The sequence below is a fragment of the Bradyrhizobium sp. U531 genome (assembly GCF_051710265.1).
Taxonomy (GTDB): Bacteria; Pseudomonadota; Alphaproteobacteria; order Rhizobiales; family Xanthobacteraceae; genus Bradyrhizobium.
In genome coordinates this window covers 174,522-200,390 of sequence record NZ_JASVEN010000012.1, presented here as the reverse complement: position 1 = coordinate 200,390, position 25,869 = coordinate 174,522, and the positions used below count along the sequence as shown (strand labels likewise).

Annotated in this window: 18 protein-coding genes and 2 pseudogenes; 7 read left to right on the top strand and 13 right to left on the bottom strand. The window is 57.4% G+C overall.

The window, feature by feature from the left end; all coding sequences use genetic code 11:
• Window positions 1-295: 295 nt before the first annotated feature.
• The 3 genes from QRQ56_RS35380 to QRQ56_RS35370 all read right to left on the bottom strand — a co-directional run bounded on the left by QRQ56_RS35380 (window position 296) and on the right by QRQ56_RS35370 (window position 3,198).
• The gene (locus QRQ56_RS35380) at window positions 296-1,042 is read right to left on the bottom strand and encodes a class II aldolase/adducin family protein (RefSeq protein ID WP_438746132.1); all 747 of its coding nucleotides are present in this window, start codon (window positions 1,040-1,042) and stop codon (window positions 296-298) included.
• Window positions 1,043-1,283: 241 nt separating this feature from the next.
• A complete protein-coding gene (locus QRQ56_RS35375; RefSeq protein WP_438746130.1) occupies window positions 1,284-1,931 on the bottom strand; it encodes an RraA family protein in 648 nt (215 codons plus the stop codon).
• Window positions 1,932-1,992: 61 nt separating this feature from the next.
• Window positions 1,993-3,198, bottom strand: a complete 1,206-nt coding sequence (locus QRQ56_RS35370; RefSeq protein ID WP_438746129.1) for an aminotransferase class I/II-fold pyridoxal phosphate-dependent enzyme — start codon at window positions 3,196-3,198, stop codon at window positions 1,993-1,995.
• Window positions 3,199-3,349: 151 nt separating this feature from the next.
• Between QRQ56_RS35370 and QRQ56_RS35365 the strand changes: the two genes are divergently transcribed.
• Both QRQ56_RS35365 and QRQ56_RS35360 read left to right on the top strand, forming a co-directional pair.
• Window positions 3,350-4,282 carry a LysR family transcriptional regulator gene (locus QRQ56_RS35365; RefSeq protein WP_438746128.1) on the top strand — a complete coding sequence of 311 codons (933 nt, stop codon included), beginning with the start codon at window positions 3,350-3,352 and terminating at the stop codon, window positions 4,280-4,282.
• 159 nt (window positions 4,283-4,441) lie between these two features.
• Complete coding sequence (locus tag QRQ56_RS35360; RefSeq protein WP_438746165.1) at window positions 4,442-4,663, top strand: hypothetical protein; 222 nt, start codon at window positions 4,442-4,444, stop codon at window positions 4,661-4,663.
• Here QRQ56_RS35360 and QRQ56_RS35355 read toward each other — a convergent pair.
• Both QRQ56_RS35355 and QRQ56_RS35350 read right to left on the bottom strand, forming a co-directional pair.
• Window positions 4,644-5,447: pseudogene (locus tag QRQ56_RS35355) on the bottom strand (transposase); the annotation flags it as partial. The gene QRQ56_RS35360 and the pseudogene QRQ56_RS35355 sit on opposite strands and share 20 nt — an antisense overlap.
• A 344-nt stretch (window positions 5,448-5,791) precedes the next feature.
• Window positions 5,792-7,315: a porin gene (locus QRQ56_RS35350; protein ID WP_438746126.1), complete on the bottom strand. Its 1,524-nt coding sequence runs from the start codon at window positions 7,313-7,315 to the stop codon at window positions 5,792-5,794.
• 488 nt (window positions 7,316-7,803) lie between these two features.
• Between QRQ56_RS35350 and QRQ56_RS35345 the strand changes: the two genes are divergently transcribed.
• The gene (locus QRQ56_RS35345; RefSeq protein ID WP_438746124.1) at window positions 7,804-8,286 is read left to right on the top strand and encodes a MarR family winged helix-turn-helix transcriptional regulator; all 483 of its coding nucleotides are present in this window, start codon (window positions 7,804-7,806) and stop codon (window positions 8,284-8,286) included.
• Between the two features lie 440 nt (window positions 8,287-8,726).
• Window positions 8,727-9,290: pseudogene (locus tag QRQ56_RS35340) on the top strand (IS66 family transposase); the annotation flags it as partial.
• A gap of 94 nt (window positions 9,291-9,384) precedes the next feature.
• Here QRQ56_RS35340 and QRQ56_RS35335 read toward each other — a convergent pair.
• Window positions 9,385-10,083, bottom strand: coding sequence for an alpha/beta hydrolase family protein (locus QRQ56_RS35335; RefSeq protein WP_438746122.1), 699 nt, complete (start codon window positions 10,081-10,083; stop codon window positions 9,385-9,387).
• A gap of 302 nt (window positions 10,084-10,385) precedes the next feature.
• On the opposite strand from QRQ56_RS35335, the gene QRQ56_RS35330 reads away from it, so the two are divergent.
• Both QRQ56_RS35330 and QRQ56_RS35325 read left to right on the top strand, forming a co-directional pair.
• Window positions 10,386-10,622, top strand: coding sequence for a hypothetical protein (locus QRQ56_RS35330; protein WP_438746120.1), 237 nt, complete (start codon window positions 10,386-10,388; stop codon window positions 10,620-10,622).
• A gap of 827 nt (window positions 10,623-11,449) precedes the next feature.
• Window positions 11,450-13,129, top strand: a complete 1,680-nt coding sequence (locus tag QRQ56_RS35325) for a peptide ABC transporter substrate-binding protein (RefSeq protein WP_438746118.1) — start codon at window positions 11,450-11,452, stop codon at window positions 13,127-13,129.
• Between the two features lie 660 nt (window positions 13,130-13,789).
• Here the strand turns inward: QRQ56_RS35325 and QRQ56_RS35320 are convergent.
• From QRQ56_RS35320 to QRQ56_RS35290, 7 genes are all read right to left on the bottom strand, one after another.
• Window positions 13,790-14,458, bottom strand: a complete 669-nt coding sequence (locus tag QRQ56_RS35320; protein WP_438746117.1) for a plasmid pRiA4b ORF-3 family protein — start codon at window positions 14,456-14,458, stop codon at window positions 13,790-13,792.
• Window positions 14,459-14,951: 493 nt separating this feature from the next.
• A complete protein-coding gene (locus tag QRQ56_RS35315; RefSeq protein ID WP_438746115.1) occupies window positions 14,952-16,373 on the bottom strand; it encodes a M20 family metallopeptidase in 1,422 nt (473 codons plus the stop codon).
• Between the two features lie 650 nt (window positions 16,374-17,023).
• A complete protein-coding gene (locus QRQ56_RS35310; RefSeq protein WP_438746113.1) occupies window positions 17,024-17,389 on the bottom strand; it encodes a cupin domain-containing protein in 366 nt (121 codons plus the stop codon).
• A 21-nt stretch (window positions 17,390-17,410) separates the two neighbouring features.
• Window positions 17,411-18,802: an FAD-dependent oxidoreductase gene (locus QRQ56_RS35305; RefSeq protein WP_438746112.1), complete on the bottom strand. Its 1,392-nt coding sequence runs from the start codon at window positions 18,800-18,802 to the stop codon at window positions 17,411-17,413.
• A 277-nt stretch (window positions 18,803-19,079) separates the two neighbouring features.
• On the bottom strand, window positions 19,080-21,587 hold the full coding sequence (locus QRQ56_RS35300; protein WP_438746111.1) for a GcvT family protein: 2,508 nt from the start codon (window positions 21,585-21,587) through the stop codon (window positions 19,080-19,082).
• A 669-nt stretch (window positions 21,588-22,256) separates the two neighbouring features.
• Window positions 22,257-23,654: an aminotransferase gene (locus tag QRQ56_RS35295; RefSeq protein WP_438746109.1), complete on the bottom strand. Its 1,398-nt coding sequence runs from the start codon at window positions 23,652-23,654 to the stop codon at window positions 22,257-22,259.
• A 10-nt stretch (window positions 23,655-23,664) separates the two neighbouring features.
• On the bottom strand, window positions 23,665-25,143 hold the full coding sequence (locus tag QRQ56_RS35290) for an NAD-dependent succinate-semialdehyde dehydrogenase (RefSeq protein WP_438746162.1): 1,479 nt from the start codon (window positions 25,141-25,143) through the stop codon (window positions 23,665-23,667).
• Between the two features lie 191 nt (window positions 25,144-25,334).
• Between QRQ56_RS35290 and QRQ56_RS35285 the strand changes: the two genes are divergently transcribed.
• Window positions 25,335-25,811: an Lrp/AsnC family transcriptional regulator gene (locus QRQ56_RS35285; protein WP_438746107.1), complete on the top strand. Its 477-nt coding sequence runs from the start codon at window positions 25,335-25,337 to the stop codon at window positions 25,809-25,811.
• The last annotated feature ends 58 nt before the right edge of the window (window positions 25,812-25,869 follow it).

Genomic DNA, 25,869 nt, shown 5'->3' with positions numbered 1-25,869 from the left:
GGACTTGCTGGTTCAAGCCGCCGCTCGGCAGATTATCTTTCTCTACTCTATCGGCTGTTTGGTATCGATTAGCGCAATCCGTCCCGCGATTGCACATAAATCCTGCGCCGCAGGGCCGATTTCGACGAAATCCGACCGGTTGCGGCCAGAGCTGGAGAAGGCTCGTCTCGCCGATTTCGATCGTTCGGTGCCACGGCGGCACAATTGCGCGCACAAGCGCGGCTGTCTCAGAAGTAGGGGGTGAGGCGGCAATAGGCCGAACTTGTCAGAATCACGGTGTTGCGACGACCGCGGATCAGCTCGCGTACCCTGGGCTAACACGGTCCAGCATACGGCGCAGCGCCGCCCAAGGACGTTGCCCTCGAGTGTTGGAGGTTTGCTCGAACTGCTGCGCTGTGTGCTCGGCCACCTCGCCCGGCGGGAGCTCGGCCTTCTGTCCACCCTGGATGGCAGCGATTTGAATCCTGCACGCCTGGTTCAAGTAGTACATATTATAGAAAGCTTCCGCGATTGTCCGGCCAGTTGTCAGAAGGCCGTGATGTTTGAGGATCATCGCGTTGTTGTTGCCTAGATCTCTCACCAGTCGCTTCCGCTCGTCAAGGTCGAGTGCAATTCCTTCGAACTCGTGGTAGGAGAGCCGGCTATAGAACTCCATGGACATTTGGTTCAGTGGCAATAGCCCTTGTTGCTGTGCCGCAACGGCCATTCCCGCGATGGTGTGAGTGTGCATCACGCACATCGCATCCTCGCGGTTCATGTGCACGGCCGAGTGAATGGTAAAGCCTGCATTGTTGATTTTTGATTTCTCCTCCGCCTCGATGGCCTGGCCCTCGGGATCGACCACGACCAGACTGGATGCGGTGATCTCGTCGAACATCAGACCGTAAGGATTGAGCAGAAATCGGTGCTCTTTGTCTGGCAACCGAGCGGAAAGATGAGTGTAGATTAGATCGTCCATTCCAAAATAGGCGATCAGGCGGTATGCCGCCGCCAGATCGCAACGAATCGCCCATTCCGGCGGATCGATGTTACGACCCTTCATGAAGTTATATCTTCCTCATCTTTTTGCCCCTCATTACTGCTCCGCATGGAGAAGAAACAGACATGCCGCACTCGAACGTACTAAGCACAAACAGCTTGAAATGTTTTCCGTCGTATTAGATTGTCGGACGACGCCATACATTCTGCAGCGGCGTCTTGGTTTTCCTGCGATGTCGTCCGCTAGAGCTCTATGGGCCAAGGATGATACAAGGCGCGCATAGCAACCGGGTCCGGATCAAGCGTTAGCCCGCTTGAGGTTTGCCATAGACCCCGGTGTATCGCCCTTCTCGGATACTCTGCATGATCTCGGCCTCGCGCTTCTCCTGGCGGCGCACCATTCCGAGCAGGTCGGCCGCAATGGCCTGAGGGAAGCTGACGACGCCATCCTCATCGCCGATCACGACATCGCCTGGCGCCACGGCGAGGCCGCCGACACAAACCGGAACATTGATGTGGCCCGGGCCATTTTTGTAAGGCCCACGGTGGTTCGCAGCTCGCGCAAACACCGGCAGGTCGGATTTGGCAATCGCGCCCGTATCGCGGATTGCACCGTCAATGACAAGACCGGCGGCATTGCGGCTCGTGGCGATTAGCAGCATGATCTCGCCGATCAAAGCTCGCGAGACGTCACCACCGCCATCGACTACCAAGACATCGCCGGGGCGGATCAGGTCCAGGGCTTTGTGAATGGACAGATTGTCTCCCGCCGCGGTGCGTACGGTCACGGCCGTTCCCGCCATCGGGCCGCCGCGATGGAAGGGCGTCAGACCAGTTGCCCCTGGTAGACGACCGAGATTGTCGCTGATGATCGATGTGGCCACTGTCTTGAACGCCTCGATCAAGGCAGGGTCGGCTGACGGCGCACAGGGGTTCTGCTGCGGTTCAATCATTTGTGGTACGGAGCCTCCGTCCAGAGCGTCCAAATCGTTTCGTCAATAGCTTGGTGCATCGTCAGAAAAGGGCTTCGCAAGCCCTTCGAATGTTGGCACAGCCTAGCTCGATCGCGCCCATGGACGTTGCAAAGCAAAGTCGAAGGTAAGGAGACAGGCCGTAGGACGTGCCGTCCAGCACCGCGACGTTCGCGGCGTCCAGCAGATAGAGCGCAACGTGGAGATCACTCTTTAAGATCTGTCCTGAACTTGTCGTGCGGCCGATCAGACCTGCGACTGACGGATAAAGGTAGAAAGCGCCATCCGGCTTGCCGATCCGCAGGCCCGGTGTCCCGTCCAATAGCTCAATCATGCGCCCGCGTCGCATCTCATAGCGCGCCCTGGCCTCTTTGACGCAGGATTGGTCACCGGTGAGAGCGGCTATAGCAGCGGCTTGACTGATCGAACTCGGACAGGTGGTGCTCTGACCGAGCAGCTTGGCGATGGCGTTGATCAGGTCCTTGTGACCCGCCGCATATCCGATACGCCACCCGGTCATGGCGTAGGCCTTTGACAGGCCGTTGACGATCAAGGCTCGATCCGCAAGATCTGGGGCGACCTGAAGAGCGTTGACGGCAGTCTGGCCATCATAGACTAGGTGCTCGTAGATCTCGTCGGTCATCAGCCAAACATGTGGATGGCGCCTCAACACGGCGGTCAATTCCTTCAGTTCATCGCGCGAATAGACTGCACCGGTCGGATTATTCGGCGAATTGAGGATGACCCAGCGCGTGCGCGGCGTGATGGCGGCATCGAGCGCGGCCGGCGTCAGCTTGAAGGCGACGTTTTCGCCGCACTCGACGATGACGGGTGCTCCTTCGTTGAGGCTGACGATATCCGGATAGGAGACCCAGTACGGCGCGGGAACGATAACTTCGTCACCCTTGGTCAGGGTGGCAGCGAACGCCTCGAAGATGAGCTGCTTGGCGCCGCAGCCAACTACCACGTGATCGGGGCTATAATGTAATCCGTTCTCCCGCTCCAGCTTGGCGCAGATCGCCTCGCGAAGCGCGGGCGTTCCTGGTGTCGCGGTGTAATGGGTATCTCCCCTTTGCATCGCGGCGATCGCCGCCTCGACGATATGGCCAGGCGTATCGAGGTCGGGCTCTCCGATCGTGAAGTCGATCACGCTGCGGCCGGCCGCCAGCAGCTCCGTGACCTTCTTCTTTGCTGCGATGCTTGCAGACGGCTTCAGCGTGGCGACGCGTTCGGCCAGCTTCAACGACATAGATCGTCTCCTGAGGGACCCAATTTGTACTCCGAGGAACCGTAGGGCTGGATTGCAATTCAAAAAACAGATAAAATATCATCTCAATGCATCTCTTTTTTGAATGTGGCCGAGCCTTGCGCGGACCACCTAATCACAGGCCGGACTGCTGATGGTCGTCACGCTGAAGCAACTTGAAGCACTGCACTGGATCGCTCAGCTCGGCACGTTCGAGCGCGCCGCGGCGAAGCTCAACACGACGCAATCAGGCATCTCCAAGCGGATCCAGGAGCTCGAAGCCTCGACGGGTTTGGCCCTGTTCGACCGCAACCAGCGCGGAGCCCGCCTGACCGAACAGGGAGAACAGCTCCTGACCTTGGGCCGCAACATGCTCGACATCCAGCAACGGATTGTCGAGCTCAAGGATGCCAAACTCGCGCCCGCCAGGCGCCTTCGCCTGGGTGTCACGGAGATGGCCGCCCTGACCTGGCTTCCGCGACTGGTTTCCGCCATTCGAGACGAGTATCCAACGATGATCCTCGAGCCGGAAGTCGACATGAGCCGCAACCTCTATGATCGGCTGCTCGATGGCACGACCGATCTCATCGTCATTCCGGAAGCCTTTTCCGACCCCGAGATTACCTCGGTTCGGCTTGCCCAGGTCACCAACGTCTGGACCGCGCGTCCGGGCATGATCAAATCTTCCCGCCGCGCTCTCAGCTTTGAAGATCTTGCCGAACACACCATCCTGACCCAGGGCAGCCGATCCGGGTCGAGTCTGCTCATGAACAAATGGCTGCGGACCAACGGGGTCGCGTTCCAGCGCGTGATCTCCTGCGACAGCCTGACGGCCGTGGTCGGTCTGGTGACGGCCGGAATTGGCGTGAGCTACTTGCCGCGGCAATGCTTTCGTCCCCTCGTCGACGAAAGGAAGCTTGAGATCATTCCGGTCAGACCCGTTCTGCCGACCATCCCTTACGCCGCAATGTACCGGAATGATCGGCCTTCGGCGCTAACGGCCGCCATCGCAGAACTGGCCGGCCGCGCCTGCGACTTCTCATTCCGCGACAATGGAAAGTCCGGCAGACAACGAGCTGGCCTTTGATCAGACGGTGTCGCACTCTGGCGCGCTCCTAAGCCCCGCTCACCTCCGCTATTCGACCAGCCGGAACGGAGACGCGGTCAATCGCACGGCGGGCGGTTGTCTTCTGTCTTCCCAAGGCTGCGCCAGCTCGAGTGCTGCCGACGCCTGCAGCACGCCCATATGGTCGAACCTGTTATCACGATCTGCAGGCCAACAGGCGACCCGGCCGCCGTAAAACCGCACGGCACGCTGGCGGCCGGATCCCATGACAAGTTGAACGGATACAAGAACTCGATCCGGCCGATCCATCCCGAAGGAGGCGTGGACCAGTCAGTTGTGCAACTGGAAAAGCCGCGACCGAAGTTGTGGGAGTTAAAAGAATTATCGAGCGTAGCTCTTTGACGGAGTCTTCTGCATCGTAGGCTTTGTCGGCGCCAAGCGTGATCGCTGTCGGCCAGTCGGCACGGTGCTCGATCAAGTGCAGCGCAGCCACCCGCTAGGCATGCCCGTCGGCCTGCGTCAGGCAGGCGTCGACCGGCTGGCCGTGGCCGTTCTCCGTCAGCCGCAGCCCAATGAAGCACAGCTTCGTCTATTGCCGTTGCCTTGCGGTACAGCCTGGCGTCCGGATCAGTGGTCGAAGCATGGGTGTCGCTGGAGCGTTTCTGGCCGTGGAAGTCCGCATCGGCATTGCGCCCGCCTCCTTGGGCCGGTGGCTCGCCGGGGCCATCCTTCGGCTTGACGCTCTTCATCGAGGCCCCAGGCCTCGATCAGGTTGCCGTCGACCGAGAAGTGATCGCTCGACAGAAGCTTCTTCACCTTGGGCTGCGCCAGCACCGCCGCCAGGAACTTGGCCGGGATGTCGCCTTCCAGCAGCCGGTCGCGATTCATCGAAAAGACCGAACGCCGATGACGACAACCAGCAGAACAGCAGGTCGTATTCCAGCCGCTCCATCAGGAATCGCTCGGAGCAGATCGAATAATACGCCTGTAACAGCATCGCCCGCAGCAGCTTCTCCGGCGGGATCGAGGCCGCCCAATAGGCAGATAGAGCGCGGCAAACTTGCGCTCCATCGGCGACGTGCCTCGTTCACGTCGGGATCGCCTGCGGCTGATGATCACGCCACATCCGCGCCTCCAGATCAACGTACCTGAACAGCTCCCCCGTTCGTTTGTCGCCACCGCGCACGCACCGTCTCCCAATCTCGGCGGAGCCAATGAATCACGGTCGCCAGCCAGTCCGCGGCGAGCGCCGTTTCAACAGCCTGCTAGCGCAGGCATAACGCCGATCTCGGAATTCATGCGGTCACTCCTCGAAGGTTTCAGTTGGATTTAGACGGCGATCGGAACACGTTCAAACGATGTTGAGCGTGGCGGCGATGGCGCTTGGTGCTTCGAGCGCGCCGCGCTCCCTTTTGTTAGGGTTCGCAGGAGAGCTCCATTGTTAAAAGGCCCCCGGCGGGCATGCCGGAGGCCTTCTTGGAGGTTAACTTTAATTACAGAGCCGTTCGTTTCTCCTTTGCTACTTTGAATTTAGAAGACGCGCTGAGCACGGAGCAGCAGTGTGAGGCTGCCCTGATTCTTGAGCTCGTAGACGCCGGCTGGCTTGGCGATATTCGACTGTAGCGGCAGCGTTACGGTGCTTCCGCCGCCATACTTCTGGTCGACCATCGTGTAAGCAAGATCGGCGAAGAAGGAGAGGTTCTTGACCGGCGTCCAGGCCGTCCTCGTACCAACGACCGCGTAATTGAAATCGGGGTTGCAAGTACCAGTCAGAGCCAGGTTAGTGACCAGGGCGCCGCAAATGTAGCCCTTTGCCGTGCCATTATAGCGCACGCCAGCCCATGCACCGTAAATGGCGGTGTTCCAATGGGGGTCCCAGTTGTGCGTGTAAGCACCATTGAAGCCGAATGTCGTGGTCAGCTCCTGGCCCGAGCCCGTTACAAAAACCGAATCAGAAGCGCCGGCGATACCAAGGCTTTGGTAAGCACCTGCGAGGCCGCTACCGCCGTACATGGCGAATTGGGTGCCCATATACTGCTGGAAATTGTAACGGGTTGCACCATTAGTATAGACGCCCTGTAGGTTGATCGTATCACCGGCGCCCGTCGGAATGTTCTTGATAGATAGACCCAACTGAGCAGCCCAGCCCCATTTATCGTTCGGATGGCCGGTGAGCTCGGATGCGCCATAGTAAGCAGCGTGGTTATCATGAGCGGCGACTGACGCTTGGAAGAGGCCCCAAGCCTGGTCAACACGCACCATACCAATGAGATCCGGAGTTCGCGAACCGCCGATGTCGTTAGCACCGTATGTCCCGGCGGCCATGCCGGCGGCCGTCGCTCCGCTGATGTTCCAGATGGAGCTCGTGGTCTGGCCCACTTGGTCCTGCGCCGAGACGGAGGCCGTGATGCCTTGGCCGAAATCAGCAGTGTAGGTGAACTGGTTCACGGGCTCCCAACTGCCGCCGCCCGGCAGACCGTCGAAGCTTTGGCCGGGATAGTTGGCCCAGGGTGTCGCAAACTGCGAGCTCGCCTTACCCATCGTGAAACCGGCGAACTGGATGAAGGCGTAGTAGATGCCGAGTGAGCCACCAGCAACTGAGCCAGAACCGCTGGTTCCGGTGGCGCTACCGCTATAGGAGGTCAAGCCGTTTACAGCAGTCGTGCCTGCACCATTGTAGCCACCCGCAGTCCAGCTGAACGCGCCCTCGAAATAGCTTCGTACGACGCCGTACTCGGTCGCGGTCCGGGTGTCGATGCCCAGATCCTGGCGAGACCTCGACGTGTAGTAGTTGCTCAGGCGATTTCGTGCGCCGCCCACGCCCGAGTTTGCTGCGTCATACACACCGTTGGTGCCCAGAGCAACCTCGGCACGGAGGTATCCCCCGAGCTTGATGCAGGTATCGGTTCCCGGGATGTAGTAGAACCCAGCGCCGTAAAGCGAGCAGATTTTGACGTACTCGATCGCCTTCGCCTTGACGGGAAGGTCAGCAGCTTGGGCCCCGGCGCTTGCCAGGATTGCCACTGAACCAAGCACTATTGTCTTCCGTTTCATCGATAACCCTCCAAGTTGGAAACGTCGTTTCCGTCCTTCAAAGATCCGCTGCTGACCTCTCCCCCACGGGCGGCTGCTTGACGGAACGACTTCGAGGCACCCCTCGCTGTCCACCAAGCATTAATTCCAAAAATGACTTGTCGCAATTCGTTAATTTACACTAGTAATATCTTTCGCGATAAATGTGGCAATTCGGCAACAAGCCGTTACTGATCCGCGAAAAAAGGACAAAAACGACATAAATGAGCCCCCGATGGGCATCTCGGGGGCTCGACTTGGAGGTTCGAATTTATGATCGGCAGCTTAAGAGCTGAACGATCCGCAATATCGTTACTCACATTAATCGTATGAGTCAATTGATTTCGCTCATCGCCGCTATGTCTGATCCGCACTTCTTTGAGGCAGGCGATACGGCTAGATGCATAGCATCCTCTGCGCACTTGGCTGCGCGCCCGATTCGACAACTAAGGGTTCAGCGGAAAGCGAACATGGCCGAAAAAGATCAATTAGACAGTGCGGTTAGGGAATTCATCTGGCACGTTGTCGAGATCCACGCGCAGATTGGGGATATTCATAAGAGTTGGGCTCAGATGCTCGGTATCACGGAGCCGCAATGGTTGATCGTGATGGCCATTGACGAGCTCGACGAGGGGCGTGGCGTCTCAGGAATAGCGGTCGCAAACAAGCTAAAGATCCATCCCGGGTTTGTGAGCAACCAAACGAAGAAGTTGGAGGCGATGGGATTTTTACACCGCGCAATTTCGGTCGATGATGCACGGTTCATCCAAATGTCCTTGACGCTAAAGGCGCGCGCGGAGATCGGAAACTTGTCGATCAAAAGACAAGCGCTAAATTCCACGATGTTTGACGGGCTGGATGAGGCCTCTCTCGCCTATCTGAATAAGCGACTAGCTCTTATCGCCAGGAACAGTCGTTTGGCTTATCAGAAACTGAATATAGGCGTGTTGTAGGGTACGCATCCGACGAGCGCCGTCTTGTCTGACGCGTGGTATTTCGCGAGGCGTGTGACCTTAGGGTCGCGCTAGGGACAAGGATTTCTCCTCGCACCGGGAGCCGGAGGCGGTCGCCCGCCCCCGGCTCCCACACAACGTGGCGTGCGGATTTCCCGCACCACGCTGTTCGGCAGTTGGTTCACTGCTATCTGTTCAAGTTTCGTTTCCATGGTCGGCTGATCTTCTCTTTGAATAGAAGGCCGCAACTCCCGTTGCATGGAGCCCATGTCGCCCGAGAACGATTCAACTACCGCTGACCGCTTCCCCATGTGGCCGGCTCTCCCGTCCTCGGAGTACTATCAGTCAGTCTGACTTCCAGTCGGTCTTCAGACTCTTCTCACCTCTTCGGCTTGGCAGGTCCTACAAGCTTGCGCCTGAACCTGGATCACTATGTGGCATGCGGCAGCGAGCGGCTGCACGAGCAGGGCGCGGCGGTGTCGAAGACCCTTGAATGCGAGCCGCGGCGCTGGAAGCTCATCGAGCACATCCGCGAGAAGTTCTCCTGCCGGGACTGCGAGGCGATTACCAAGGCGCCGGCGTCCTTGCATCCGATCCGGCGTGGCTTTGCCGGACCAAGCCTGCTGGCGATCTTGCTGGTCAACAAGTTCCTTGCATCAGCCGTTGAACCGCCAGAGCAAGACCTTTGCCCGCGAAGCAATCGAGATCGATGTCTCAACTGGCGGATCGCGTCGGTGCCTGGGTGGTGGCGCTCGCTCCAAATTGTTGAGGCCATCCGGCCCATGTCATGCGCGCCGAACGCATCCATGTCGACGACACGACGGTGCTTGTGCTGGCGAAATTGAAGACTATCACCGGCCGGATCGCCGGATCTGGACCTATGTTCGCGATGACGGCCGTTTGGGGCAATGATCCTCCGGCAGCGGCGTTCCATTAGTCGTGCAGTCCTGCCGGGGAACATCCCGCAAGGCCATCTTGCCGGCTATGTGGGCCTTATGCAGGCCGTTGTAGGCATCGATTCTCGAGATCGATGACTGCCCGACAAGTACGCATCAGTTGCACCGTGAGCCTTGTCGGAAGGACGACCAAAGATAAGGCCTAAGCGCCTGAATTGCGCGCGAGCTTGTGTTCCAACCATCGGAAGACCCGGTTGTCGGACCTCACGAAGTCTTCGATCTCTCCCCAAGGCGTCTTAATCATCCGTGGAATAGCTAATTCGATTTCGATGCCGGCCGTCGCGCAATCAGATTGCAACTTTTGGGCGTCCGAGACATCGATGATATTATCTGCGCCGGTAAGCACGAGAACAGGGCATTTCAGTAGCCGTATGAGGTGCGTGCGGCGTGGCGCGAGCTCATCTACTGCATCACCTGCACCCTTAGTCATCCAACCGACAGATGCCAGAGCCCGAACCCAGCTCCAAAGGCCACCGTCGCAAACAGCAGCAGAAACGCGCGTTTCGCATGCGGCAAATTGACTCGCGAGAGCAGCCGACAATCCTTCCCCATAAACGCCAATCCGCCCGGCATCAATATCAGGTCGGTCTGAGAGATTGTCAAAACAGTAAGAGAGCAAGGCTTCCGACTCTCCCCGCGGGTGGGTAAAGACATCGTTATGAGTTATCACAAGAACCGATATGCCCCGCCCCACGATTGACGGTAAGAGTCTTGCGAGTAGTATCGCTCCAGATTCATCTTCCCTGCTGATGCAGATGGGTGCTGGCGCAGGAGAATCGGGAGCACCGGCGAGCAGCCGATACGCCGTAAATTCAGCACGATAGAGCGACGCAATCCTCACTGGCTCGATTCTTTGGATGGATCGAAACCTCTCAATCCCGGCATCAATTCGGGCTAATACTTCTTTAGATTCTGGACGATCATTATGAGCGAGCCGCCTCGCAACTTCGAACGCGGTCAGAGCGCTGATGCGCCAGTGCAATTCGAGGAACTTTGACTTTGGTCGCCTCGTAATATGTTTGTAACAGGAGATAAGTCGAAGCCTGAGGAAATCGGAACGAACACGGGTCTCCATGCAAGCGATTGGACGAGCTGAGCAATCCGCAGTTGTAGGTTGCGAGCAGCACCTAGGGGGCGGATCGGATGGAGCATATTCCGTGGCCGGATGTGGGGCGCGACCTTTCGTCCGTTAGACGAGCTGCCGCGGCATTCCTGGAAAATTTAGCCATCGAGGACAACAGCGAGCCGACGGTTCGGCAAAACTGGATCGCCAGATGGACGAAAATTGGTGATGACCACAATATACTTGGTGACCTGATCATCAAAAAGGGGGCGCTAGATGAAGCAATTGTGGCTTGGCTCGTCGAAATGCTGCGCTGAATGGTGAATATTTGCAGTATTCGCGCTGAGGGAGTCGAAGAGTCCGCGCTCATTGCAAATTGCCGAGCTCGGCGGCATCCACCATGCTGAATGTCCCAAGCAGATCGATGCCTTGTGCTTTTTCGTCAGCTCGTTTTTTGGCTTCGATGATCAAATATTGATCGGCAACAGTGTTACTAGTTTAAGAGTTTGTGACAGCGCAGGTTTGAATGGCCCGAAAGACTTGAGCTACTTGCGGCGTCGAACGCAGCTGGAAAAAGTTGGCTTGAACATTATCGGTATTCGAGCAGTGCCCGCGTTCGTGACTGTCCGGGCCTGATTACTAATCGCATTGCCTAGGAGCATTTTCCATTCGGAATGCCGTTGCAGATCGTGATATCCGAGGCGGTTGGCGCACGCGTCGCGCACCTGTACGCAGAATTTCGGCTTGCGTAACGCAAAATCAGGGAATTCAGGCATTTGGGTTCGATACCTTTACTCGAAGGTCTCGGTTTACGGGGACTGAAGTACATGCTGGGGAGGACCTAGATACTGGCCAATGGGTTTACATAGCCAAGAGTTCTTAACTGCGCGCACAACACCGGTTCTATAATTGACGGACCCGGCATTCCGACCAAGTCTCTTCAGGTATCGAACTTACAGTGCCGTCCCGTCGTGCCCTTCCAGAAAAAGCGATGACGCTCTGGTCCCTCCGCGATCTGGTTGGAACGCCGTCCGTCAGAGTCCATCAGAATCATCGAGAGCGCGGCAGTCGATTGCACCTTGGTGCGCACGATCGGGCGATTCGCGTGCGACTCGTCAATTGCTAACAAATGGGAGAGACACACATGTCAAGCTTGAAATCCTTCGTTGTCGCCGGGACGACGACAATACTCGCCGCAACGCCGACGTGCGCTGGTCAGGGCGCCGATGGAACGGTGAACATCTTGTTCTCGCAGGCCCCCTCGATCATGAATCCTTACCTCGCGGCCAGCGACAAGGAACTCAACGCCGCTTCCCTGGTAATCGAGCCCCTCGGTGGCTACAACGAAGATGGCAAGCTGTTCCCGCGACTTGCAGCAGATATCCCTACCATCGAGAACGGCGGAATATCGACAGATCTCAAATCGATCACCTGGAAACTGAAGGCCGGTCTCAAATGGTCCGACGGAACGCCAGTTACTGCGCGGGACGTTGTGTTCACGGCAGAGTACTGCTTGGACCCGAAGGGAGGCTGCGCACAGCTAAAGCAATTTCAAGGCGTGGACAAGGTAAACGCATTGGATGATTTGACCGTGCAAATCACCTTCAAGAGCCCGATGCCCGTCCCATATGGCCCCTTCGTCGGCGCGCGGTCTCCCGTCATCCAGGCAACGCAGTTCGCCGAATGTCTGGGTGCGAAGGCTCCCACATGCACCGACGCCAATTTCAGGCCGATCGGTACCGGACCCTTTGTGGTCGCGGACTTTAAGCCGAACGATACCATCCTACTTAAAGCCAATCGAAACTATCGCGACCCCGAGAAGCCGGCTTTCGCAGAAGTCAACTTTAAGGGTGGAGGCGATCCGCTCGCCGCGGCTCGCGCTGTGTTGCAGACGGGCGAGTATGACTTTGCCTGGGGAGCGAATGTGGCCCCGGATGTCTTGAAGAAAATGGAGGATAGCGGGAAGGGGAGGACGATCGTACGCTTCGGTACGTCGGTCGAGAACTTATATTTGAACTTGACTGACCCATCGCCCAGCCTTCCAGCGGACGAACGATCAAACACTAAGCATCCGAATCCCATACTCAGCGACTTGCGCGTTCGGAAAGCCCTTTCGATGGCTATCGATCGCACGACATTGGCAAAAATCGGCTATGGTTTCATGGGCAAGCCGACCTGCGATTGGATCCCTGCCCCCGCGACGTTCGCCGCCGGCAACAAGGATTGTCTCCAGCAGGATACCGACGGCGCGAAGAAACTTCTTGACCAAGCGGGTTGGAAAGATAGCCCCGATGGGATTCGAGAAAAGGAGGGCAAGAAGCTGAAACTCTCCTTTGTGACCTCGACCAGCGCCGTGCGGCAGCAGTTCCAGGCGATCATGAAACAGTGGTGGCGTGAGATTGGCATCGACGTCGAGCTGAAGAACGTTAATCCATCCGTGTTCTTCAGCAGCGATCCTGGGAATCCCGATACATACCTTAAATTCTATGCTGACATAGAGATGTACACGGACGTCTTCAATGGTACCGACCCGGGTACTTACGTCGTACAGTACGTATGTAGCGGTCAAACCACGAACATACCACGTTACTGCAACAAGGACTACGACGCGCTCGTGACCGAACTTGGCCGCACCGCGGGATCCGAACGGCGGGGCGACATCGTCAAGCAACTTAACAATATGGTCACAGTTGACAGCTACGTACTCGTGCCGTTGGTCTGGCGCGGCTTCATGACGCCGATCTCAAATTCGCTTGGTGGTTACTCGCTCAATGTCTGGGATACGCAGCTCTGGAATGTCCAGGACTGGTATCGCAAGAAATGATGGCGTGCTCAGCCTAATGTATTCCGGCCGAGGTGATCTCTGATCATCTCCTCGGCTGGCCAAGCTAGTGCTAGTTTGGCAGACTTATCCACGCGCTGTTCGAGCATGGGAAGACTCGTGGCGACGGTATGCTACTCGGCACGAGCCTGCAGCCTAGGCAACGGCGGGGCTGATGCAGCGATCCCCGCGCGCTGAGCTCGCGGGTTGCCTTCCAGTTCCAGGGGAGAAGTTCGTGCAGTCGGTGCTCTTGGTCTGACCGGAGGCGATGCGCTCCAGCACATCGGGCAGATAGGCCTACGGATCGAGTTCGTGGAGCTTTGCGAGGTTTGGATTGTGCGGAGCTGGAGCTCATAGAGGCTCTTGAGCCACTAGGGCCGCACGCTTCACCCAGCCGACAAGCGTTGCCCGGTCGAGACGGACGGCCTGGGCGGCCAGATCTGCACCTGTCGGTACAGGCTCTCGGCGACGATCCGAGCTCTATCCGCTTCCCGAACGCACACGGCGCCCCGACGGCCCTTCAAGAACCTTCAGCCGGCTCACTGCCCCTGCCGATGAGCCGTCCAAATGGACGTTCCTTTTTTCCTTTTTGCTGTCCAATCCCATCCCGACTCCGTCCAAGGTAAGCGTAGCTCTGCGGCCCTTTTGAATCGCGCTTGACGTCTATTTTGTTCGCGTGGCGCGTCGCCGCGGTTTCCATGTGTCGGACAACGCGTTGACGGCGGCCTCGAGGGCCTTCCGGTCGATCACGTTGGGATCGAACCGCTCCGGGCCGCAGCGGCGCATATTTTCGTGCTCCGGATGAGCAGGGTCGCTGATGGCGTCGAGGTATTCGGCATAGCCTGGCGCACCACCGACCTCTTCCGGAGGACAACGACCGGCGGCCTCGAGCAGGAAGGGCATGCCCTCCGTCGTGGTGTTGTCGAACCATTTTTCGAGCTTGATCACGTGATCCCAGCTGTCGCCGAAGTCATAGAGATAGTGGATCGTCTTGGCGCCGGTCTCTCGAACGATATCGCAAAGCCGCGCTTTACGGGCATCCATGGGCTGGTGGCCGTAATCATTGTCGGGGTCGGGAATCCCCCAATGTGCCTCACCAGCGAAGAACTCGAAGAGGTGACTGTTCGTCCAGCCGAATGCCTCCTGAAGCGTCAGATGCAGCCGATCAAGGCGCAGCGTGAGCGGCACGACAAGGCGACGCATCACCTCCGGTTTTACGTCCTTGAGGGTCTGCGCCTTCAAATCATCTGGCCACTGTTTCCGGCCGCTGCCGGCGTACACTTCTATGCGTGGTGACAACGGTCGTCTTATGTCGTCCGAATGGTCGTCCATTGTGAGCACCCTTGCAGAAGATGACTCTTCTAACGGCGCTCATAGGTCTACGCACAAACAATCTGATGGGCCTCGCAGCCCCGCTTACCGTCCAAGCCGGAGGCTTCTCGCACAGCTATCCAGGTCCCGAAGCAAGGGTTCCGGCTATGCGCTTAGGTCAGGTCGTAGCGCAATCACCGGACGCTCCCGAGCGCCGTCAGCACCGTCGACGGCGTCTGCATGGCATCTGCCATAGCCCACCTCCAAAAACAGAAAACGGAGCGCTGGGGCGGCATCCGGCATCCGGCATCCGCCAACACACAGCCGAAGCGCGTACCGGCTCATCGCGCGATCGATTTCCGTCAGAGCGATCTCTGGACGCGTCGGCGGCTTCTGACATTATGGCGGCGAGCTCTCATCTGCGATAATGACCAGCTCTCGCTCGTCGCCGTTGCAACCATGGTGTGAGAGACGAGGTCAGATCCTGCGGCTTGGAGGTTGTCCTCGCTCCTCGCTATTGTGCAGACATGGCAAGGGGCGGCTCGGCCTCCGGTCCGATGGGGTTTTTAAAAGCATTCTTGTCACGAAATTCCTTGAGAGCATCTTTTGCCTCGGACAGAAGAGCGGGATTTGAAATAACGTCAGCGGCGACCCCGGCCATTGCCTTTGCTGCAAGCGTCATCCCTTTGTGTGCCGCGGGCGATTTGCCCTGGGCAACGAGCTGCCAAGAATGGAACGGCGTTCCCACCGCATAGGATGCGACGAAGCACTGCACTGTCGGAACAACCCAGCTAACACTTCCAACATCTGTGGACCCCATGGAGTCGGCGCGGGAGTCCTGCAATGGGAATATCTCCTCACTCAAAGGTTCTGCGGCGACCGGCAACCCGTACTTTCCGTAAGAAGAAGCAATGCTATCAGGCGGAAGCGTGCTTTGAATCTGCTTCGCAAATTTCATGTCAACGCCGTCGAACCCAGGTCCGCCCAGTTGAACCAGATTCGTGTACATCGCTTTTTCCAGCGGTGCATTGCCGACCAGGTTTGCTTCGCCCGATAGCTGCTTTATTTCGACGGTGGTTTCGGTCATGAGCGCCGCCCCTTCGGCAATCTTCTTGACCCTTTCAACGAGGCTCCACATTTCATCAAGTCTCAGCGCACGAACAAGATGCCGCACCACAGCACGCGGCTGCACAACGTTGGGCGCAATCCCTCCGGCGTCCACGAGAGCGTAGTGAACTCGGGCGGAAGAAGGCATGTGCTCGCGCATATAATTGACGCCCACGTTCATGAGTTCCACTGCATCAAGAGCGCTTCGTCCAAGATGCGGTGCCGTTGCAGCATGGGCTGCGCGTCCATGAAACGTGAACTCCATTTCGACACAGGCGAGCGAAACAGGAGGCCAGACACCCGTAAACGTCGAAGGGTGCCAACTGATTGCAACGTCGACGTCATCAAATGCACCGGCGCGGACCAAAAAGCTCTTTCCGGATCCGCTTTCTTCTGCAGGGCAGCCGTAGTAGCGGACTCGTCCAGGTAGTCCAGACCGAGCCAACCACTCCTTGATTGCGAGCGCAGCCAAGAGAGAGGCTGAACCAAGCAGATTGTGACCGCACCCGTGCCCCGTCCCGCCCGCAACGACTGGGCGTTGTTCAGCCTTGCCCGCCTCTTGGCTCAACGCCGGCAAGGCGTCGTACTCGCCAAGTATTGCAATCACGGGGCCACCGCTCCCAGCTTCAGCCATGATTGCCGTCGGAATGCCCGCCAAACCTTGCGTAATCGCAAAGTCTTCCGAGGCAAGCGCACAACTGTGCTCGGTCGCGGCAAAAACTTCATGATAGTTCAGCTCCGGCTTGTCCCAGATTCGATCACTCAAGTTGTGGAACTTTGATTTGTGAGCCTCTACGTACTCCCAGACCGGTTTGGTATTTCTGAGCATTGGACTATCTCATTGAGATTAACACTGGGCAGCTGCGTCGAAGAATGGCTGATTGGTCTCAAAGCTTTGTTTTTGCTTGTGTTGGAGAAGCTCGGGTCCATGACCCAGATGAGCTGGGCTCCACGACATGATAATGGAGGTCCGAGGGCGAATTTCGCCGTTCGTGCCGCTCTTAGGCCTGTTCGCCGCGAAATCTTAAGATTGACGCCGCTTTCCTTCATCCGAGGCCCTCGCTACTTCGGGTAAGAGAGGCATCGCAACAGGCAGGTACGGCTAAGCACCAACTTCGCTGCTCGTACACTGCGGAAAAGAAGCGGAACTACTCAACAGTTCTGGACTACCCTCTTCTATCGCCTCTTGATGCAGGAAGATGACGCGGCTCCGCACCGGTCAGAGTGCGCGCAGTCGGATGACGATGCGTCCATTCGAAGTGGCCAAGTTGCTTTGTGCGACTCCATCGAAGCATTGTGGCTACGCATCGGGCCATCGCACTCGGCTAAGGCGTCCCCGCTAGTCTTCCCGTCGTACCGGTGTGCGGATGACACGCAAGAAGCACCGATCGCCCGAGCTAGCCTTAAGCCGGATATCTAGTATAACATCACCTATCCGACTTCGAAACTCGAATGAGAGCGCGCGCCCCGCTCGCTCACTCATCCCCCTCCTGGGAGGATGACGTAAGCTTTCCGCACCGTCTCTAACACATCCCATTCGCCGTTGGTGTTGGGATGGAAGAATAAGGAGTCTCCAGCCTCCAGAACCAAGGTCGGACCGCCATCCGGGGTAAACGTACAACGTCCCGAGAGAAAGGTAGAGAATTCGGCTTCGGCCACCTGACGGCGCCATCTTCCTGGGGAGCATTCCCAAGCGCCCGCGCTCGTAGCGTCGGTTGAAGATTTGAACGCAATCTTACTGCGCATGATCGAGACTGGCTCGCCGATCGGACGAGAAACCGGCGCGATGTTCTCCAGCGCGGCCGTGGGCAGATTTGCGGAAGATTTGAGAAGGACCGGAGTCATGATGTGCTCCTGTTGCTGGTATCAGTTGCGGGTGGACGGTACGTACCCGACGGGGGCAAGGTTTGCGATTGCAAGAGTAAGCCTATCGGGGCGTAGGGCCCGATCTTCCAGCTCCTCTTTCCGGCGCAGCGCTTCACGCACAACGAGAGAGCCGACATAGCGAAAGGGCTCTACCGGAAATTTCTCTACATCGTCTCGGACTAAGCCGCAGCAGGACCATTCGTCCGCCTCGTCAAGAGTAAGCGAGGCGAGTATCCTTCCGCCCAGAACTGTGGGTCCGACGCCCTGGCCAGAGAAACCGATTCCGAAATAGATATTGGGGTTATGGTCAAGGCGCCCGAAAAACGGCAGACCGTCAACAGACCTGTCGATAGGACCAGTCCAGGACGATTCGACATCCACACCGTTGAGCATCGGGTACAGCTGACGGAAGCTCTCCTCTACTTCGTCGGCTCTAGGCGAGGGCCCTTCATAATGATCGGCCACTTGCCCAGCGAACGCGAAGTGCCCTAGCGACTTACCAAAAACGATGCGGCCGTCGGGCGTATTTCTGTAGTAGTTCAGGAACATTCGGGAATCGCAGATTGCCACACCGGTCCTCAAACCAATGCTGTTCAATTTGTCGGGGCTGGCGGTCGTCGCGATCATGTCGCTAGACACGATCGCTACCTTGCGTCGCAGGTAGGAAAACTGCGCGCCCCACGCGTTCATCGCAAGGACGACTTTTTTGCTCATGACAGAGCCTTTGCGCGTTACTACCTTCGGCGTTCTAGTCCGCTCTAGGCGGATCATTGGAGAATGTTCATAAATCGTGACGCCAAGCTTCTGGGCATGACTCCGAAGACCGAGGGCAAGGATAGCCGGCTGGACCGTCGCGGCATCAGGTTCAAACACGCCAGCCAGGTTGCGGTCGGTGCCGCCCAGTTGAGCCACCTGCGCCGGCTCGAGGAACTCAAATGGCCGCACATTGTGTTCGGCTAGTTGACTAATCAGATCGTTCCAGCAACCAATTTGCTGGGCAGACGTCGCGGTCCACAGCCAACCATCCGCTCGAAAATCAGCATCGATTCCATTTTCGCGACAGAATGTGCCGATTTCGAGGACGGCTTCTGCCGAGCTCTTAGCGATTCGTCTCGCTTCATCTGTGCCGCACAGCTTGTGCAGCGACAGATATTTCGCCCAGTAGCTAGTGACAAATCCGCCATTGCGGCCGCTTGCACCGGCCCCGCACACATCCCTTTCCACTATGACGACCTTGAGCGAGGGAGAGTGCTCCTTGATCCGGATCGCTGTCCATAACCCCAAATAGCCACCTCCGACGATCGTCACGTCAGCCGTTATGTGCGTCGATAGAGATTTGACGTGAGGTCGCCCAAGACGATCGAAGGCCTGTTTTAACCAGAAATTGTCCATCGTTAGTTCCATCAAACTGCCTATTCGCTAACGATAGCGCCATCGCAGAGTCGTTTGCGTCCCACTTGTCTGCCACTCAGATGAATTCCTGCATGACACACCGTTTTGCGAGCACATTCCGCTTCGCCGAGCGAGCGGCTGTCGACGCCCTGCTCGATTCGCTCGATCGACGGAGCGTCGCGGCTGGCATCGGGACTTTTTCACCGGCTCCGCACGAGGCGCGACGTGGCAGGCGCAGAACGTCCAAGACTGTATGAAAGAAACCGAGAGCGAAATCTCAGTCCTCAATGCGTGCCCTGAGCAACTCTGGGGCGATGATCTCTTCGGCGTTACGACGTTGACCCTTAACTCGTGTGCGATTGGGATCGTAGAAGGGTCGGAGAGACGCAATTGCCGCGTGCCTTTCGCCCGCGATCTCTATCTCAAAGGTCCCCTTGGCCAACCACTCGGCGCTCACGCCGCTCTCTGAGTGCAAATAGCCCATACCAATGCCGCAGCCGAGGGTGTGACCGAAGCCGGCGGAGCGCAGATAACCGACGAGCGAGCCATTACGCCATACTGGCTCTGCTCCGAACAAGAGCGGTACTGCTTTGGGTGCCGCCAACTGCACAAGACGCCGACGTGGATTTTGCGCGCGTTGTGGTTCGAGGCTCCTGCGCCCTATAAACTCGTCTTTCTTGTTCCAGGCTATCGTAAAGCCCAAGCCCGCTTCGAGAGGCGATTCTTCATCACTTACATCTGCACCCCAATCGCGGTATCCCGCTTCAAGGCGCAACGTATTCAGCGCAACGTACCCCGCATGGCGTAGATCGAAATCGCGACCAGCAGCGATCAATGCATCGTAGATGCTGAGCGCTTGTTCGACGGGGATATGCAGCTCCCATCCTAGTTCGCCGACAAAGGTCATGCGGCATGCGAGTGCCATTCCATAGCCGATTTCGACTTCTCGCGCCGTAGCAAAGGGGAATGCAGCATCAGAGAAGTCTGCGGGACTAACGCGCATCAGTAGCTCTCGCGAATGCGGCCCCATGACAGACAAGCATGCATAGCCGGATGACACATCTGTGATGTACACGTGTCCCGCATTTTTAGCATGCATCCGCAACCAGGCGAGATCACGGATCCGCTGCACGGCTGCCGTTACCACCAAATATTCTTCGTCACCTGTTCTAGCGATCGTGACATCCGACTCCATGCCGCCTCGCTCGTTGAGCCATGGCGTGTACACGATGCGCCCCACCGGAACGCCAAGGTCATTGGTGGAGAGACGCTGCAAAAAGGCGAGTGCATCGCGGCCCTGAACCAGCAGATGCGCGAAGGATGTCTGATCGAAGAGCGCGACTCTGGAACGAGTCGCTTCATGCTCTGTCCCGCTCGCGTGAAACCAATCCTCGCGAGCAAAACTTGCGTGGCCTTTCCCTGAGCCTTCATTCGAGCTAAACCATTGCGCCCGCTCCCATCCGGCAGCCTCGCCGAAGTTCGCGCCGACCCCTGCTAGCCGATCGTGCAGAGGGGATAGGCGCACATCACGAGCAGTCACGGGTGACTTATGGGGCCAATGCAGAGCGTAAAGCAGCCCAACCGCTTCGCCTGTTCGATCGCGCAAATATTGGCGATTGCGCTGGAACGGCATGGCGCGCCGTACGTCCATTTCCCAATAGTCGTTTGCGGGGATACCCGTCGACATCCACTCGGCCATGACCTTGCCGGCGCCGCCGGAAGACTCGATACCGCAAGAATTGAACCCAGCGGCTACGTAGAGGCCTGCTATGTCTGGCGCTGGTCCTATCAGGAAGCGATTGTCCGGCGTAAAGCTTTCCGGCCCGTTGAAACTGAGTTGCAGTCCTACGTTTGTGAGCACCGGCATGCGCCGCATGGCATTCGTAAGATGAGGTTCGATGTGTTCAAAATCATCGGGAAGCGAATCAAAACTGAACTGACGCGGAATTCCTTCCATTCCCCAAGGCTTGCCAATGGGCTCGAAGAAACCCACGAGCAATTTGCCCGCGTCCTCCTTTGCGTAGAAGCACGCATCAAGATCGCGTACAGTGGGAGTATCGGGCGGCAGGCCTTGAATCGGTTCTGTAACTACGTAGAAATGCTCTGCGGCGTGCAGCGGCACGGTCCAATCAAGATCAGCAGCTAGGGTTCGGGTCCACATCCCCGCGCAGATCGCGACCTTTTCCGCGGTTACCATGCCCTCCGGAGTTTGCACGCCCGAAATTCGGCCGTTCTTCACCACAATGCGCGTCACCGGTGTGCGTTCCAGGATTGTCGCCCCGCCCTGCCGCGCGCCAGCAGCGAACGCGCGCGCTGTGTCGACCGGGTTCGTCTTGCCGTCGGAGGCAATCCATGCCGCGCCAAGTACGTCACCAACATCGAGGGAAGGTACACGCCGCTTGGCTTCGGGGGCATCGATGATCTCGACATCGAGACCGAATGAGCGTCCCATAGAGGCCGCCCGCTTCAACTCTTCGAGTCGAGCAGGTGTCGAGGCGACAGTTATCGACCCGCATTGCCGAAAACCGGTGTGCTGACCGCTCAGCTTCTCAAGATCTTGGAACAGCCGCGCAGTATACTGGGCCAGCTTCGCCATATTCTCGCTAGCGCGAAGTTGCGTGACTAGCCCCGCCGCGTGCCAGGTGGTACCGCAGGTGAGCTGATCCCGCTCAAGGAGAAGGACGTCACGATGGCCGAGCCGTGTAAGATGATAGGCTACCGACAGACCGATAATGCCGCCGCCGATGATGACGTATTCCGCATGTGATGGCAGTTTACTTGACATTATAAACTCAAAAAATGTCCGTAAGCGATTTTTGGGTGCAGCCTAGGATCCAAGCGCAGAGATCCTCAGAAGTTGTGTTCCGGCGCAAGCGCGACATTCGAGTTGGGTGCCGCTGCCGCCATCCCATTGACTGTCGGCACTTGGTGGGGCGTCTTGGCTAAATCGTTTTGCTGAGTTGCGGGCGCAGCTGCACCTGACGACAGGCATGTGTGATCGGAATCGAGCAAAGCTTGATCTCCTCGCGCGCCTAGGATCTTACGGACCGTCGCGTTTGTCCTGCTGACACAAAGGTCCTTCTGTCCCTGAAATACTACAGAGCGCGCCATCCGAATTTAATCAATAAGGACCTTTACCGAACAGAAATTCTGCGCTCACTCCGCAAGAAGCGAAGTTTTTGCACTTGCTATGGGGGCGATTAACCGTGAGCCCCAACGGAGCTCGTGCCGAACCGGCCAGTTACGCCATTATCGAGGAGCAATAGGACCGCTTAAATCGATCCGCCGCATCGATCACAGCAAACATGCTCGCTACGATCGGCAGTATCCAAGCTATCTGTCTGAATTGCCATCGAGCGTCCTAGAATGGATCACTCGCTCTTTGAGCCTTCGATAAACTGAGGTCGCTTAGCCATCACACTTCGCCTGCACGCAAGCAAAATAACCCTGCCATTCAGGTCATAGGCGATCCTGCAAGCTCGTCCATTACTTGCTTGGTCGCTCTGTACGCCAGATCAACGATTTCATCTATCTCAGCTTCCGAGGTTACAAGAGGTGGTGCAAAGCCGAGAATATCACCGTGCGGCATAGCGCGTGCGATAAGGCCGCGATCGCGAGCAGCTTTCGAGATGCGGGCACCCACCTTTACCTGGGGATCGAACCGGCGCTTCGTGTGGCGATCGGCCACGAATTCGATAGCCCCAAGCAAACCTACGCCCCTCACTTCCCCAACAATCTCCAGCTGCGCAAAGCGCTCCTTGAGCTGCTTCTGAAAGTGGGAGCCCACGATTCTGGCGCGCTCGCTCAGTTGCTCCTTCTCCACAATGTCAAGTACCGCGTTGGCAGCAGCCGCTGCGATCGGGTGACCAGAATAGGTATATCCGTGAGAGAAAGCTCCGATACGGTCGGCTGCTTCTTCCATGACCGCATATACCCTTTCGCCCACGATTGCACCGGAGAGTGGTACGTACCCAGATGTCAGCCCCTTAGCGACTGTTACCAGATCCGGCTCGATATCATACAGCATGCTGCCGAAATCTGCGCCGGTTCGACCGAACCCGCAGATTACCTCGTCCGCAATCAGAAGAACATCATAGCGCCTGAGCACAGCCTGAATCTCGTGCCAGTATCCTGTTGGAGGCGGCGTAATGCCACCTGTGCCCAGCACAGGCTCTGCGATAAATGCACCGATCGTCTCCGGCCCCTCCCGTAAGATCAGTTGCTCGAGCTCGGACGCGCGCCGCCGAGAAAACGATTCTTCTGTCTCGCCGGGCTCAGCCCCCCAATAGTGATGTGGTGCGCCGGTGTGTAAGATGCCCGGAAAGGGAAGATCCATATGATCATGGTAGAATGACATACCCGTCATCGAGCCTGAAATGACTGAGCAACCATGATACCCGCGCTCACGCGCGATGATTTTTTTCCTCTTAGGCTGACCGCGCAGATTGTTGTAATACCAGACAAGCTTTGCTTGTGTTTCGTTGGCGTCTGATCCGGAAAGCCCAAAGAATACCTTGCTGGGCTTACCTGGTGATATTCGAATGAGACGGCTTGATAAGATGGCCAGCTCTTCGGTCGTATGAGCCGCATATGTGTGGTAGTATGCGAGCTTATGGGCCTGCCGCGCGATCGCTTCAGCCACTTCGGTCCGGCCGTACCCAATGTTTACGCAGTACAGGCCCGCAAAACCATCGATGTAGCTGCGCCCTTCAGCATCCTGGATGCGAATTCCTTGGCCGCCGGTAACGATTGTAGGGTTACCGATCTTGCCAGTGGTAAAGTCCTTCAGCTGCGTGAACGGATGCAAGACACTCGAGCGATCGAGTTCAGCGACAGTTTTGATATCAGGCATCCGTCATCTCCTACTGGGCGAGATCGCCGAAGCAAACGTATTTCAGCTCCATATACTCGGCCAGACCGTGGCGCGATCCTTCGCGACCGAGCCCGGATTGCTTCCAACCGCCGAATGGAATTGGGGAGCCTGTAAACGACGCGGTGTTGACACCGATCATACCGCACTCGATTCGATCACAAAGCCGGAGCGCCCGACGTAGACTATCCGTGTAGACGTAACCTGCCAGTCCCATTTCGTTGGCATTGGCCCGTGCGACGACTTCTTCTTCACTCTCGAATGGAAGCACGGCAGCAACCGGACCAAACGTTTCTTCTCTCACGATGAGCATCTCATCGGTCACGTCACTGAGCAACGTCGGAGACACAAAGTTGCCCCCAAGGGCAGCACCGTGACTGCTGGAAAACACTCGCGCCCCCCTTTTTGTCGCATCATCGATATGGGTCTTGCACTTGTTGGCCACAGATAGTTTTGTCATGGGCCCAATGTCTGTCGCGGGCTCCAGACCGTGGCCAACTCGGAGTTGAGCCACTGCTGCGCCGAACGCCTCTACGAAAGCCTCGTAGATATTCTTTTGAACGTAGATGCGATTGGCGGCCAAGCAGTCTTGGCCCGACGTCGCGAACTTAGCGGCGATTGCGCCGTTGACGGCCTTCCTCAGGTCGACATCGTCAAAAACGACGAAGGGAGCGTGCCCGCCCAGCTCCAGCGAGACTTTCTTGATCGTTTCGGCTGCCCCCTCCAGAAGCAGACGCCCCACCTCCGTCGAGCCCGTAAACGAAAGAGCCCTTACTCGCGGGTCGCGCAGCAAAGACCCTGACAGTTCGATTGAATTGCCTGTAAGCACCTGAAGAATGCCGGAAGGCACTCCAGCTGCTTGGGCTAACCTGCCAATCGCGAGAGCGGACAGCGGCGTCTCCGGAGCAGGCTTAACAATTGCAGGACAGCCAGCCGCAAGAGCAGCTCCGGCCTTTCGTGTAATCATCGCAACAGGAAAATTCCACGGCGTGATCGCCGCCGCGACGCCGATCGGCTGCATTCGGACCTGCAGCAGACTGGCCGGCTTGTGACTGGGTATGGTGTCTCCGTATGCTCGCTCTCCCTCTGCTGCGAACCACTCGAGAAATCCAGCAGCATACGCGATCTCGTGCTGAGCCTCGGCAAGCGGCTTACCTTGTTCACACGTGATTACGATCGAGAGTTCGTCCGAATGGTCGCGCAGCAATGAAGCCCAGGCTCTAAGAATTGCGCCGCGCTTCGCCGGCAGCAGGTCACGCCAACCAGGAAAAGATCGCGAAGCTGCGGCGACCGCAGCGTCCATATCCGCGGCCGAGCAGTGAGCGACGTCTGCAATATTCTCATCACTAGCGGGGTCGACCACCACGTGTCTTTGCTCGCCTGCGATCCACCTGCCATCAACGAGGGCATCCCCTACGAGGAAATCACGACGATGGAGGGCCTGCAGATGCCTAGCAGCAAGCCCGGTCAAACGAGTACTTCTGGATCGAATCTCTTGGAAGGCCATCGAAGCTCGTTCACCGTCACTTGTTGATATTGGCTGCGCAATCAGGATACAGAAGGCAAAAGCGATTTTTTGTTGCATTTTCCCATCGTTGGGAGGATTTCCTGCGTGGCGCGCCGATTCTGCGGCGAAATGCAGCTGAAGCCTGGAGCCTCTCTATGCAATATGACCGGACGGACGCCCGGATCCTCGAAATCGTACAGAAAAACAACCGCTTAACATCCGAAGTGATCGGCGAAACCGCTGGTCTTTCTGCCACCGCATGTCAACGACGGCTGAAGAGACTTCGTTCGGATGGGATCATCGAAGCCGATGTCTCAATCGTTTCGCCTAAGGCGGTAGGCAGGCCTATTCAAATGCTCGTGCTGGTGACATTGGAGCGGGAGCGCTCAGATATCGTCGATAGATTCAAGAAGGCGATCAAATCGTCGGCCGAAGTCGTCAATGGATTCTATGTGACTGGGGATGCGGACTTCCTCCTATATGTCACGGCGCGCAGCATGGAAGATTATGAACAATTCACGCGGCGCTTCTTCTACGAGAACACGGACATAAAAGGCGTGAAGACGATGGTCATAATGGACCGCGTGAAAACGGGCTTTGCCGTTCCAATTGAAGTACCGTCCGAGGATTAATCCGATGTTGGTCATGGATAAGCTTGGAGCTTGTGCGCTTTTTCATCCGTCAATGGCA